Genomic DNA, 12,620 nt, shown 5'->3' with positions numbered 1-12,620 from the left:
GCCCTCGGCGGCCGGTGCCCCGGGCCGCGGCCGGGCGCGGGGCGCAGCGGCCGGGCGCAGCGGCCGGGGCGGTCAGCTGAGGCCGAGGTCGGCCAGGGTGAAGATGTTGCGGTACTCCAGTCCGGCCTCGGCCATCGCCCCGGCGGCGCCGCGCTCGACGATGACGGCGACGGCCACCACCTCGGCGCCGACCTCACGGGCCGCCTCGACGGCGGTGAGCGGCGATCCGCCGGTGGTGGAGGTGTCCTCGACGACGAGCACCCGGCGGCCGGCGATGTCCGGGCCCTCGATCCGGCGCTGCATGCCGTGCGCCTTCTGGGCCTTGCGGACGACGAACGCGTTGAGGTCGCGGCCGCGGGCCGCGGCGGCGTGGAGCATCGCGGTCGCCACCGGGTCGGCGCCCAGCGTGAGGCCGCCGACCGCGTCGAACTCCAGGTCGGCGGTGGCGTCCAGCATCACCTGGCCGACCAGCGGCGCCGCAGCCGCGTCCATGGTGATCCGCCGCAGGTCGATGTAGTTGTCGGCCTCCAGGCCGGAGGACAGGGTCACCCGGCCGTGGACCACGGCCTTGTCCTGGATCTGCCGCAGCAGCTCGTCGCGCACGCTCATGGCGTCTGAGCCTAGGCGATGCCCATCGCCGCCCCGACCCCCGCCACCCGCGAGGACGCGGGGACGGGCCGACGGCGGGACGGTGGCGACCCCCGGCGGACGCTGCGGGACGCACCGCGGGGCCTGCCGGGGGCGGCGCGGCTCCGGCGGCGGGTGTCAGCCTGCCGGGGGCGCCGGGCGGCGCCAGCTCCAGGTGGTGGCGGTCTCCAGCGGCTCGATGCGGGTCACGAGGCGCGGGTGGGTGTTCAGCCCGTTCGGCGGGCCGGACTGCGGCTCCACGCAGACCGCGTGCGCCTGCTCGTCGTAGACCACCACCCACTCCTCGCGGGCGGTGACGGACAGCTCCAGCTCCTGCCCCCACCGCAGGGTGACGTCCACGCCGTCGGGCATCGTGAAGCAGTCGTCCCACGGCCCCGGCTGCGGTGCGCCGACCTCGGTGGTGGCGATGCCGTCGGCCCGCACCAGTTGCCCGGCCGGGTCGAAGTCCAGGGCGACCTCCGGGCCGTCGGGCCGCAGCCGGCGGACGAACCACGGGTGCCAGCCGGCCTGCGCCGGAAACGAGTCCCCGGCGGTCTCGACACCGAGCCTCAGCGTCAATCCGCTTCCGTCCTCGGCGAGTTCGACGATCTGCGTCACCCGGCCCGGGTAGGGCCAGGGGTCGGCGAGGTCGACGACGAACGCGGCGGAGCGGCCGTCCTCCGCGAGGTCGGCGAGCTGCCACGCCTGCTCCCGGACGGTGCCGTGGATCGCGTGGCGTCCGGCGTTGAGCGGCAACCGGTGCGTCGTCGCGCCGTTGCGGAAGACGCCGTCGGCGGTGCGGCCGCACCAGGGCGCCATCACGAACGCCCCCGACCCGCTTCCCTGGGCGAGGAGTTCGACGTCGCCGACGCGGAGCGAGGACAGCCGGCAGCCCTCCGCGGGGACCACCGTCACCTCCGCGTCACCGGCTCGCAGCCGCACCGCGCCGTCGTCTGCGGCGTCGTCGGCGTCGGTCACATCCGGCTCTGAGGCGTCATGGAGAGTCACAGCACGACAGTAGTGGTCGCGTCGGCTCCCGCGCGCCCGGGGACGAGCCGGAGGAACGCCACCGCAACGGCCTCCGCCCCGGCCCGGGGCTCCGGGGCGGGGCGGCAGCGGTGAGGGTCAGCGGCAGCCGTGGGAGTCAGCGGCGGCGGCGGAAGACCCGGCCGATGGCCACCGCACCGGCGACGGCGATCGCCGCGGCGGGGGCGGCCCACTTCAGGGTCAGCCGCGCCGCCCCGGTGTCGCCGGGCGCGGGCTGCGGGGCGTACCGGCCGCGCGGCGGCGCGTGGTCGACCTCCTCGGCGCTCCGCCCGATCATCGTGCGGCGGGCGAGGTCGGCCTCCGGCGCGTAGGGCGGCTGGGCGTCGAGGGGATCGGCGTCGTCGTCGTGCTCCGGCACGGAGCCGGCGTCGCGGGCCTCGCGGGCCTTGCGGTCGGCCTCGGCCTCGGCGGCGTCGAGGTGCGGGTCCCGGTTGCCGACCTCGCCGGCGCCGCGCGGCGGCTGGTCGGCCGAGTCCGCGTCGGCGCCGTCGCCGGTCGGAGCGGTCTCGGTGGTGTCGGTGTCGGTGTCGCTGTCGGTGGTGTCGGCGTCGCTGTCGCTGTCCGCGTCGGCCTGGTGGTCCGGCTCGGCGTCCGTGTCCGCCGCCGGTTTCGCATCGCCCTCGCCGTCCGCGTCGCCGTCGGCCTCGTGCGTACCGCTGCTCGCGCCGGGCTCCCCGGCGGTGTCGGCGTCGTCCGCGGCGTCGTCCGCAGCTCCCCGGTCGCCCTTCCCGGCGTCGTCCGCGGTCTCGGCCGGCGCCGCGTCGCCGTCGCCGGTCCCCTCCCGGCTCTCCTCCGAGGAGGAGTCGTCGTCCGGCGCGGAGTCGCCCGCCGGGGAAGCAGCTGCCGCGTCGGCACGGCTCGGCCCGCCCTCGCCCTTGCCCGGGCCGGGGATGCCCGGAATGGCGCGCTGGTCGTCGTCGTCCCGGGGCTCCGCCGCGGGCGGCTCGGTGGCGTCGATCTCGCCGACCAGCGCCTCGGTGAAACGATCCAGCAGTCGCCGCGCGGCCGTCTCCCGCTGCGCGGGCTCGACCTCGGCGAGCCGTCCGGTCGCCTCGGTGCTGCCGGTGTAGGAGAGCGTGGTCCCGGACCCGTCCTCGACGGGTCGGGGCACGACGGTCAGCCGCACGCGCACCGTGCCGTTGCCGCGCGCCTCGGACGCGACGGCGTCCACGTCGACACCCTCGCCGCGACCCGTGAGCGTCACGGTGCCGCGGTAGGTGATGGTGGAGCCGCCGATCCGGAGCCGCAGCCGGCCGGCGAGCGCGTCGGGGTCGTCCCCCGGTTCCACCTGAAAGCCCGGCACGCAGCGTGCGACGCGTTCCTGTTCGGCGAGCGCGGCACGCACCGCGGTGGCTGGGAACGGTACGAAGATCTCGTGCTCCATGGGGCGGAGCCTACCCACTGGGAGCGCGACCACGTGGGGGCGCGCGCCGCATTGCCCGAACCGGGCCCGTCGGGGCCGCTGTTCCCCCGCGGGGCGCGGGCTCGCGCCGGCCGGCGGCCCTCGGTCACTCCTCCTCGTCGGCGCCGCCCCCTGCGGGGGCGCCGTCCCGCTGGTCCTCCCGGTCCTCCACGCGGCGCTCGGCCCGGTGGTCGACCTGCCCGGGTGCGTCCTCCCCGTCGACGGGACCGGCCTCACGAGCGCCGGCGGTGCCCGCGGCGGCCCCGGCCCCGGTCTCCCCCGGTGCGCCGGGCTCCCCGGCTCGGTCCGCCGGATCGGCGCGCTCCACGCTCCGATTGACGGCCTCGTCGAGCGAGGCTCCGAGCGTGACGGAGGCTGCCAGCGCGACGACCACGGCGGCGCTGACGGTGACCAGCAGTGCCCGGCCCCGCCGGGTGAGGTCGCGGTGGAACAGCCACAGCACCACGGCGCCGCCGGCGACCGCGTTGACGACGCCCGTCAGCAGTGCGGCGTTGAGGCGGCCGAGGTGCGGGAGCAGCAGGAACGGGAAGGCCAGGCCGCCGAGGAGCGCCCCTACGTAGTCGGCGGCCGAGAGGTCGGCGACGGCGCCCCCGGCGTCCTGGCGGCGGATCCGCTGGATCAGGGTCATCAGCAGCGGCATCTCCATGCCGATGAGGAAGCCGATGACGAGTGCGAATGCGAACAGCACCGGGCGGATCTCGCCGAACCACAGCTGCACGGCGAACAGCACCAGGGTGGAGGTGCCGCCGACGAGCGCCAACGCCGCCTCCAGCAGACCGAAGCCGAGGGAGGCCCGGGTGCGCAGCCGTTTCGCGGCGAGGGAGCCGATGCCCATGGCGAAGACCATGAACGACAGGACCACGGAGGTCTGGGTGACGGTGTCCCCCACCAGGTGGTCCGCGACGGCGATGAGCGTCAGTTCGTAGACCAGCCCGCAGGCGGCGCAGACGAAGACGGCGAGCAGGACCAGGAACCGGCCGGTGCCGTCGGCCACCGGGAGCCTGCCGGACAGCGGCGGTTCGGGGGCGGAGCCGTCCACCGCGGCGTCCGCCTCGGGCGAGCGCGCCGCGGGCAGCGAGCCGGCCGCGGTCCCGGCCGCGCTCCCGGCCGACGCGTCCGTCGGACCACCGGTCCCGGCAGAGGCACCGACACCGGCACCGGTCCCGGACCCGACCGGAGGACCCTCCCGGGCCGCGCTCCCCACCGCCGCGGGGACCGGGGGCCGCCCTGCCGCCGCGGCGACGGGCGGCGGGCCACCGGCGGCGCTGCCGGGGGCGGTCCCGGTGGAGTCGATCATGTCTCGCACGCTACGGGACGTTTCGCGGGAGCAACGTCACCCGCAGGGGTGGAAGTCGGGGCCGTATCGCACGCACGCCCGGCACCCGTCCGGCGCACCGCGGCCGGGCCCGGGCCCACCCGGGGCGGCGGGGCCGCTGCCCGCGGGTCCCCGGCGGCCCCGGGGTCGTCAGTAGGAGGCGCCCCGCCCCGCAGCGCCGGCATGGGCGACGACGGTACGGGCACGGTCGACCGGCTCGGCGTCCCCGGTGCTCCGACCTGCGGCGCGGTCGGTCGGGCCGCCGCAGGACCCGTCGTCCCGGCGGCGGACGGCGACCCGGGTCCGGGTCGAGACCAGGCGGCACTCCTGCGGGTAGGAGTGCCAGGTGCGCCAGTGCACCTGGCCGTCGTGGCGGTGGGCGAGCAGCGCGGTGAACGCGTCGGGCGCCCCGGGGAAGGTGGCGGCGAGGCCGTGCGGGTGGTCGGCGACCAGGGCGAGGAGTTCCTGCGCGCGCCCGCCGAAGGAGCCCGGGCTGAGCGTCTCGACGCGGGCGGCGAACTCGTAGTCGAGGTCGCCGATGCGTTTGGAGACCCCCATCGGGAGCGGGGTGCGGCTGCCCGGCAGGCAGGCCACCGTCTCCGAGCAGGTGGCTTCCCCGGAGCGGAGCAGCACTTGGTGCGAGGCGCCGAGGACGCGGAGCTGCACGTGGTCGCCGTCGAGTTCCAGGTCGAGCGTCGCGAGGGACGGCTGTGGCTCCCGGCCGAGTTCCCAGGCGAGGTCGGCGGCCCTGGTGTCGGTGTAGGTGGTGTCGATCGTGGTGAGCATGGGTGCTCCCGCATGCACGCAGTGAGGGGGTGGGCTGCTCGGGCCTGCCGGACCCGTCACCACCACCGAACCACGAAATGCCGTACGTCCACAGCGTTTTCACGCAACTCGACGGGGTTTCCATCCCCCCGGGGTCACGGGGGTTCAGATGTTCACCCCGCAACAACTCTCCGGTTACCGACCGGTTGCCCGTATTGCGAACAGCTACGCACGTAGATCGCTACACCGCAACCACCTTTTGCCCGATTGAGTACCTTTTGCCGCCGAGTTTTGGTCACAGCTCAGCGTGGCTTGCATCTCGGCTGCACAACGGTCATCGCCCCGCCCTTGTGGGCAAGACCACGAGTGAGGAAGCTCTCGGGAACTTCACACCCGACGTGACCTCATCGTGGAAGGCCCGGAGATGACCCGTTTCGGCAGGACGTCGAAGCTGGTTGCTGCAGCAATGGGTGGGGCCTTGGTCCTCACTGCGTGCGGCAGCGACAGCGGCGACAACGGCAGCAGTGACGACACGCAGAACGACGGCGGTGGCGGCGGGACCATCACCCTGGGCTACGAGCAGGAATGGACGACGTGGAACTCCACCACGTCGGACGGCAACCTCGTCGCGAACTCCGTCGCCACCTACCAGGTCACCACCGGTTTCTGGTTCTTCGGTGAGGGCGGTGCGATCACCCCGAACGAGGAGTTCGGCAGCTACGAGGTCGTCAGCGAGGACCCGCTGACGGTCACCTACACCTTCCACCCGGACGCGGCCTGGTCGGACGGCACGCCGCTCGACTGCGACGACGCGCTGATGTGGTGGAGCCAGCAGGGCGGGTTCCTCGACTTCTCCACCCCCGGCACCGCCGGCATCGAGGACACCAAGATGCCGGAGTGCGAGTCGGGCGACAAGGAGTTCACCCTCGAGTACCTCACTCCGTACGCCGACTGGGAGGGCGCGGGCCCGGGCCAGGGCAACACCACGATCATGCCCGCCCACGTCGTCGCCGAGCAGGGCGGTCTGGAGAGCGGGGACGAGCTGATCGACATCATCAAGGGTGTCGACTGGGACTACTCCACCCCGCACAGCGAGCGTGACCACGGCGGTATCGAGGAGGCCGAGGCGGCGCTGGCCGACGCCATCGAGTTCTTCAAGACCGGCTGGATCATCGACGGCGCGCTGCCCGACGAGTCGCTGATCCCCTCCTCCGGCCCGTTCACCATCGGCTCCTACGACGCCGGTGAGCAGCTGACCCTGGTCCCCAACGAGGCGTACTGGGGCGAGCCCGCCAAGGCCGACGAGGTCATCTTCCGCTACATCGCGCAGGACGCCCAGGCGCAGGCGCTGCAGAACGGCGAGATCGACATCATGTCGCCGCAGCCCTCCTCCGACCTGCGGGACCAGCTGGAGTCGCTGGACGGCGTCGAGGTCGAGGTCTTCGACCAGTACCTCTACGAGCACAACACCTTCAACTTCGAGTCGGGTCCGTTCTCCGAGAGCCTGCCGCTGCGTGAGGCCTGGATGAAGTGCCTGCCGCGCGAGACCCTGGTGCAGAACCTGATCCGCCCGATCGACGAGGAGGCGCAGGTCCGCAACACCGTCGTCGCCCACCCGCTGGACCCGTTCTACGACGACGTGGTCAGCAACTCCCTGCCCGACGAGTTCGCCGAGCAGGACATCGACGGCGCCCGCGAGATCCTCGAGGAGGAGGACGCGGTCGGCACCACCATCCGCCTGCGGACGCTGGACAACCCGCGCCGCAACGCGCAGGGCCAGCTGATCCAGGACGCGTGCAACGAGGCCGGCTTCGACGTCGACTTCGAGGCCCACGGCGACTTCTTCGCCCAGGACGGCGCCATGTACACCAACCGGTACGACGTGGCGATGGCCGCCTGGTCCGGCTCCGCGCTCATCTCCGGCTGGAACTCCACCTACTCCACCCCGGACGAGTGCTCCGCCAGCGGCAAGGGCAACAACAACGGCTGCTACTCCAACCCGGAGCTCGACGCCCTCCTCGACGAGGTCCTGGTGACCGTCGACGAGGACGAGAAGACCCGCGTCATCAGTGAGATCTCCACGATCCTGTGGGAGGACGGCGTCTCGGTGCCGCTCTTCAACCACCCCGGCATGGCCGCCTGGGCGGACGACGTGCAGAACGTCGTCCCCAACCCGGCGCAGTCGGACATCGTGTGGAACATGCAGGAATGGACCCGCTGACCTCCTGAAGTCAGCCGCGTGACGGGGCGGCGGCCGCGCGCCGCCGCCCCTCGCCGGACAACACGCACAGCGCGGGGCCGGGGGGCCTCAGAGCCCCCCGGCCCCGTCCGCGTACCACTGTCACCAACTCCCACAGATCTCACTGATCTCACGGAACACTTCAGGAGTCTGCGCCATGCTCGTCTTCATCGCGCGGCGGCTCTTCGTCTCGCTATGGGTGTTCCTGGCCGCCACCGCGGTCATGTTCATCCTGGCCGCCAACGCCAACGACCCGCTGGAGGAGGCACGTCAGCTCCCCGACAACGAGCGGGAAGCGGCGCTGGCGACCATCACCGAGCGGATGAACCTCGACAAGCCGGTCCTCATCCGCTACCTGCTCTGGCTCGGCAGTGCGATCACGGGTGACCTCGGCGTCAACCGCCAGGGCCAGGACGTCAACGCGATGCTCGGCACCGCGTTCCCCGCCACCCTTCAACTGCTGGCCGCCGCGACGGTGCTGGCCATCGTCTTCGGTATCGCCATCGGCGTGATCTCCGCCCTGCGGCAGTACAGCGCCTTCGACCAGTCGGTCACCTTCGTCGCCTTCGTCTGCTTCTCGCTGCCGCTGTTCTGGGTCGGCACGCTGCTGAAGCAGTACATCGCCGTCGACATCAACGACTGGCTGCGCGATCCCACCCTCTCGCTGGTGATGGTGGTCGCCCTCTCCCTGCTGGCGGGCGCCGTCTGCAGCGGTGTGCTGGTCGTCGACCGCCGCACCCGCTGGACCGTGTTCGGCGTGACGGCGGGTGCCATGGCGGTGCTGCTGCTGGTGCTCTCCGCCACCGGCTGGTTCGCCGACCCGGGGCTGGGGCCCGTCGTCGTCGCGCTGACCGCCTTCGCCGGCGCCGTCGCCATCACCACCCTGGTCTCCGGTCTCGACTTCACGAGTGCGCCGATGCGGGCCGCGCTGGTCTCCGCCGGCGTCGGTGTCGTCTGCTACTTCGCCTTCGGCCCGGTGCTGAACGACCCGAACCTGCTGACGCTGCTGCTGCTGGCGCTGCTGACCGCGGCGGTCTGCGCGGGCATCGGCTGGTTCTTCGGCGGCGAGCTGTTCCGCCGCCAGGCGATCCCGGCCGCCGTCCTCACCGGCCTCTTCACCGCCGCGGTGATCTTCGTGGACCGGGTGCTCCAAGCGTTCGCCGGGTACGCCGCCCACAGCCGCATCCGCGGCCGGGTCATCTCCACCATCGGCCCCTCCACCCCGAACTTCGAGGGCACCTTCTGGCAGCACAGCCTGGACTCCGCGGGCCACCTGCTGCTGCCGACGCTGGCCCTGGTGCTGGTCTCGCTGGCCTCGTACACCCGGTACACCCGCGCCAGCATGCTGGAGGTCATGAACCAGGACTACGTGCGGACCGCCCGCGCGAAGGGCCTGACGGAGCGCGCGGTCATCACCCGCCACGCGCTGCGCAACGGCATGATCCCCATCACCACGCTGACCGCCTACGACATCGGCACCCTCATCGGCGGCGCCGTCATCACCGAACGGGTCTTCGGCTGGAAGGCGATGGGAACGCTGCTGCAAGACGGCATCGAACAGGGCGACCCCATGCCGATCATGGCGTTCTTCCTGGTGGCCGGCGGAGCGATCGTCATCTTCAACATGGTCGCCGACATCGCCTACGCCTTCCTCGACCCGCGTATCCGGCTGTCCTGACAGGAGTTCGAAATGATGCGCAAGAAATCCGCGCAGCCGGCCGGGACGCCGCCCACCCCCGGTTCGGCCGACGACGCCGCCCAGGGCATGAACGTCGCCTCACGCACCCAGTTCCAGCTGGTCCGCGCCCGGTTCTTCCGGCACCGCGGCGCGCTGGTCGGCATGGCGCTCTTCGGGTTCATCCTCACCCTGGCCGCCACCTCCATCGGCTGGGGCCCGATCCCCGGCTGGTGGGACAAGAGCCCGACCGCGACCGGCGTGGTGCTGGAGGGCGGCCGCCCCACCCTCGGGGTGTGGCCCACCTTCCTCGGCGGCGGCGGGGTCAGCTGGGGTGAGCACCCCTTCGGGCAGGACGACATCGGCCGCGACTACTTCGCCGTGGTGATGCGCGGCACACAGGTATCGCTGACCGTCGCGTTCCTCGTCGGCACGGTCGCCACCGTCATCGGCACGGTCATCGGCGCCTGCGCGGGGTACTTCCGCGGCTGGGCCGAGGCCGTCCTGATGCGCGTCACCGACGTCATGATCACCATCCCGACGCTCGTCATCGCCGCGGTCGTCGCCGCCATGGCCGGCCGGCAGGGCATCGTGGTGCTCGGCATCATGCTGGGCCTGGTGACCTGGACGCAGACCGCCCGGCTGGTCCGCGGCGAGGTGCTGTCGCTGCGGGAGAAGGAGTTCGTCGAGGCGGCCCGCTCGGTGGGCACCTCCGCCAAGCGGATCATCTTCCGCCACCTGGTGCCCAACGTGGTCGGCATCATCATCGTCTCGGTGACGCTGGCGATCGCCGCGGCGGTGCTGTTGGAGACCGGCCTGTCGTTCCTGGGCATCGGCGTGCAGCCGCCGGACACCTCGCTCGGCCGCCTGATCACCGACTACCAGACCGCCATGATGACGCGGGCGTGGCTGTTCTACTGGCCCGGCCTCTTCATCATCGGCATCGCGCTGTCGGTCAACTTCATCGGTGACGGCCTGCGCGACGCCTTCGACCCCCGACAGAACCGGGTGCGTGACTGATGACCATCAACCCTCCCCTCGACACCTCGGGGACGCTGAACACGGCGTCGGCGGCGCGCGACGCCGTCGGTGAGGCGGCCGAGGAGGTCCACACCGCCTACTCGCTCGCCGACGCCAAGCCGCCGCTCGACGAGGAGATCCTCAAGGTCGAGAACCTCACGGTGGAGTTCCCCACCGACGACGGCGCCGTCCAGGCGGTGCGCGGTGTCAGCTACACGCTGCACGCCCGCGAAGTCCTCGGCATCGTCGGCGAGTCCGGCTCCGGCAAGTCGGTCTCCTCCATGGCCGTCATGGGGCTGCTCCCCAAGAGCGCCCGCATCCGGGGCAGCGTCCTCTACCGCGGTGAGGACCTGCTGAGGATGCGGCCGGGCCAGCAGCGGGCGCTGCGGGGCGAGAAGATCGCGATGATCTTCCAGGACCCGATGACCTCGCTCAACCCGGTCCACACCGTCGGCGACCAGCTCGCCGAGGCGGTCCTCGCGCACCACCTGGTGCCGCGCCGCGAGGCGCTGGCCCGGGCCAAGGAGATGCTGGACCTCGTCGGCATCCCGCAGCCCGACAAGCGGCTGCGGGCCTACCCGCACGAGTTCTCCGGCGGCATGCGGCAGCGGGTGATGATCGCGATGGCGATCATCAACAACCCCGACGTGATCATCGCCGACGAGCCGACGACCGCCCTGGACGTGACGGTCCAGGCGCAGATCCTGGAGAAGCTGCTGGAGGTCAAGGACGCGGTCAACGCCGCGATCCTCATGATCACCCACGACCTCGGGGTCATCGCCGGCATGGCGCACAAGACGCTGGTCATGTACGCCGGCAAGCCGGTGGAGATCGGCCACACCGACCAGGTCTTCTACGAGCCGCGGATGCCGTACACCGCCGGCCTGCTGGGGTCGATCCCGTCACTGGAGGGCGACGCCCAGGGGCGGCTGCGCCCCATCACCGGCACGCCGCCGTCGCTGATCAGCCTCCCCAGCGGCTGCCCGTTCCAGCCGCGCTGCCCGCTGGCCACGGACGTCTGCCGTCAGACCGAGCCGCCGCTCGGCGACATCGGCGACGGGCACTGGGCGGCCTGCCACCACAGCGAGAAGCTGGCCGAGGTGGAGGACCCCACCGCGTTCTTCCACCCCGACGCCCAGACCGCGCCCTCCGAGGGCACGGGTACCGACAGTGAGGAGGGGCGATGACGACGACCTCCGGCGAGACCGCACCGGAATCCCCGGGGACGGCAGCCGGCCCGGACGCGGCACCGACAGGCGGGGCACCGACGGACGCCGCGCCGACGACGGGCACCGCCGCCCCGGCCGCACCCGCGGCCACCGGGACGGCCGGCGACCCGACCGCCGCGAAGCCCGGCACCGAGGGCGCGGAGCGCCTGCTGGAGGTGCGCGACCTCGTCGTCAACTTCCCGGTGCACGGCTCCGGACTGCTGCGGCGGGTCACCGGCCAGGTCCAGGCGGTCAGCAAGGTCACCCTGGGCGTGGACGCCGGGCAGACGCTCGGCGTCGTCGGGGAGTCCGGCTGCGGGAAGTCCACTACCGGCCGCGCGATCCTCCAGCTGATCAAGCCGACCTCCGGCTCGGTGCGGTTCGAGGGCCGGGAGATCACCGGCCTCAAGCGCGGCGACATGCAGGCGTTCCGCCGCAACGCGGGCATGGTCTTCCAGGACCCGATGGCCTCGCTCAACCCGAAGCTGCCGGTGAACGACATCATCGCCGAGCCGCTGAAGGTGCAGGGCCGCTGGCGGGACGGCGGCCCGGACCGGGTGGCGGAGCTGCTGCGGCTGGTCGGGCTGAGCCCGGAGCACGGCAACCGCTACCCGCACGAGTTCTCCGGCGGCCAGCGGCAGCGCATCGGCATCGCCCGCGCGTTGGCGCTGGCACCGAAGCTGCTGGTCATGGACGAGCCGGTCTCCGCGCTGGACGTCTCGGTCCAGGCGGGCGTGGTCAACCTCCTGGAGGACCTCCAGGACCAGCTGGGACTGGCGTACGTGTTCATCGCGCACGACCTGTCGGTGGTGCGCCACATCTCGGACCAGGTGGCGGTGATGTACCTGGGGAAGGTCGTCGAGACCGGTCCGCGCGACCAGGTGTACCGGGCGCCGTCCCATCCCTACACCCAGGCGCTGATCTCCGCAGCGCCGCTGGCCGACCCCCGGCGGGAGCGGCAGCGGCGCCGGACCGTCCTGACGGGCGACGTGCCGAGCCCCATCGACCCGCCCAGCGGCTGCCGCTTCCGGACGCGCTGCTGGAAGGCACAGGACATCTGCGCCACGGAGGAGCCGGCGCTCACGGACCGCGGCACGGGCCACCCGGTGGCCTGCCACTTCGCGGAGGCCGACACGAAGGTGGTCTGACCGGTCGGGCCGGTCGCGCCGGTCGGGCCGGTCCTGCCGTCGGCTGCGGAGCCCGGGCGTTCTCGCGCCCGGGCCCCGTCGTGTGCCGTGGCGCCCGGGGTGCCGGGCGGCTCGCACCACGCGCGAGGGGCGCGGCCGGAGTCGTCCTCCGGC

8 protein-coding genes and 2 pseudogenes are annotated in these 12,620 nt (G+C 72.9%); 5 read left to right on the top strand and 5 right to left on the bottom strand.

The annotated features are described in order from the left end of the window. Positions 1-72 precede the first annotated feature (72 nt). The 5 genes and pseudogenes from pyrE to HCN52_RS15540 all read right to left on the bottom strand — a co-directional run. The gene (gene pyrE, locus HCN52_RS15560; RefSeq protein WP_168089042.1) at positions 73-609 is read right to left on the bottom strand and encodes an orotate phosphoribosyltransferase; all 537 of its coding nucleotides are present in this window, start codon (positions 607-609) and stop codon (positions 73-75) included. Between the two features lie 156 nt (positions 610-765). Next, positions 766-1,569 carry an aldose epimerase family protein gene (locus tag HCN52_RS15555; protein WP_168089045.1) on the bottom strand — a complete coding sequence of 268 codons (804 nt, stop codon included), beginning with the start codon at positions 1,567-1,569 and terminating at the stop codon, positions 766-768. Positions 1,570-1,771: 202 nt separating this feature from the next. Continuing rightward, positions 1,772-3,058, bottom strand: a complete 1,287-nt coding sequence (locus HCN52_RS15550) for an SRPBCC domain-containing protein (RefSeq protein WP_168089041.1) — start codon at positions 3,056-3,058, stop codon at positions 1,772-1,774. 331 nt (positions 3,059-3,389) lie between these two features. After that, a pseudogene (locus HCN52_RS15545) lies at positions 3,390-4,136 on the bottom strand (spermidine synthase); the annotation flags it as partial. A 561-nt stretch (positions 4,137-4,697) separates the two neighbouring features. Continuing rightward, positions 4,698-5,198 (bottom strand): annotated as a pseudogene (locus HCN52_RS15540) (DUF2617 family protein); the annotation flags it as partial. 457 nt (positions 5,199-5,655) lie between these two features. Here HCN52_RS15540 and HCN52_RS15535 point away from each other — a divergent pair. From HCN52_RS15535 to HCN52_RS15515, 5 genes are all read left to right on the top strand, one after another. Next, positions 5,656-7,398, top strand: coding sequence for an ABC transporter substrate-binding protein (locus HCN52_RS15535; protein WP_245175182.1), 1,743 nt, complete (start codon positions 5,656-5,658; stop codon positions 7,396-7,398). Positions 7,399-7,573: 175 nt separating this feature from the next. After that, complete coding sequence (locus tag HCN52_RS15530) at positions 7,574-9,094, top strand: ABC transporter permease (protein WP_168089038.1); 1,521 nt, start codon at positions 7,574-7,576, stop codon at positions 9,092-9,094. A gap of 12 nt (positions 9,095-9,106) precedes the next feature. Further along, positions 9,107-10,111 (top strand): ABC transporter permease, encoded by a 1,005-nt coding sequence (locus HCN52_RS15525; RefSeq protein WP_209314586.1) that lies wholly within the window; start codon positions 9,107-9,109, stop codon positions 10,109-10,111. Further along, on the top strand, positions 10,111-11,298 hold the full coding sequence (locus tag HCN52_RS15520; RefSeq protein ID WP_168089037.1) for an ABC transporter ATP-binding protein: 1,188 nt from the start codon (positions 10,111-10,113) through the stop codon (positions 11,296-11,298). The genes HCN52_RS15525 and HCN52_RS15520 overlap by 1 nt, the downstream gene beginning before the upstream one ends. Further along, entirely contained in the window at positions 11,295-12,467 is a 1,173-nt protein-coding gene (locus HCN52_RS15515; RefSeq protein ID WP_245175181.1) for an ABC transporter ATP-binding protein, read from the top strand. Before HCN52_RS15520 ends, HCN52_RS15515 begins: the two co-directional genes overlap by 4 nt. The last annotated feature ends 153 nt before the right edge of the window (positions 12,468-12,620 follow it).

Source organism: Streptomyces bohaiensis (genome assembly GCF_012033785.1).
GTDB classification, from domain to species: domain Bacteria; phylum Actinomycetota; class Actinomycetes; order Streptomycetales; family Streptomycetaceae; genus Streptomyces; species Streptomyces bohaiensis.
This window is presented reverse-complemented; position numbering and strand designations above follow the sequence as displayed.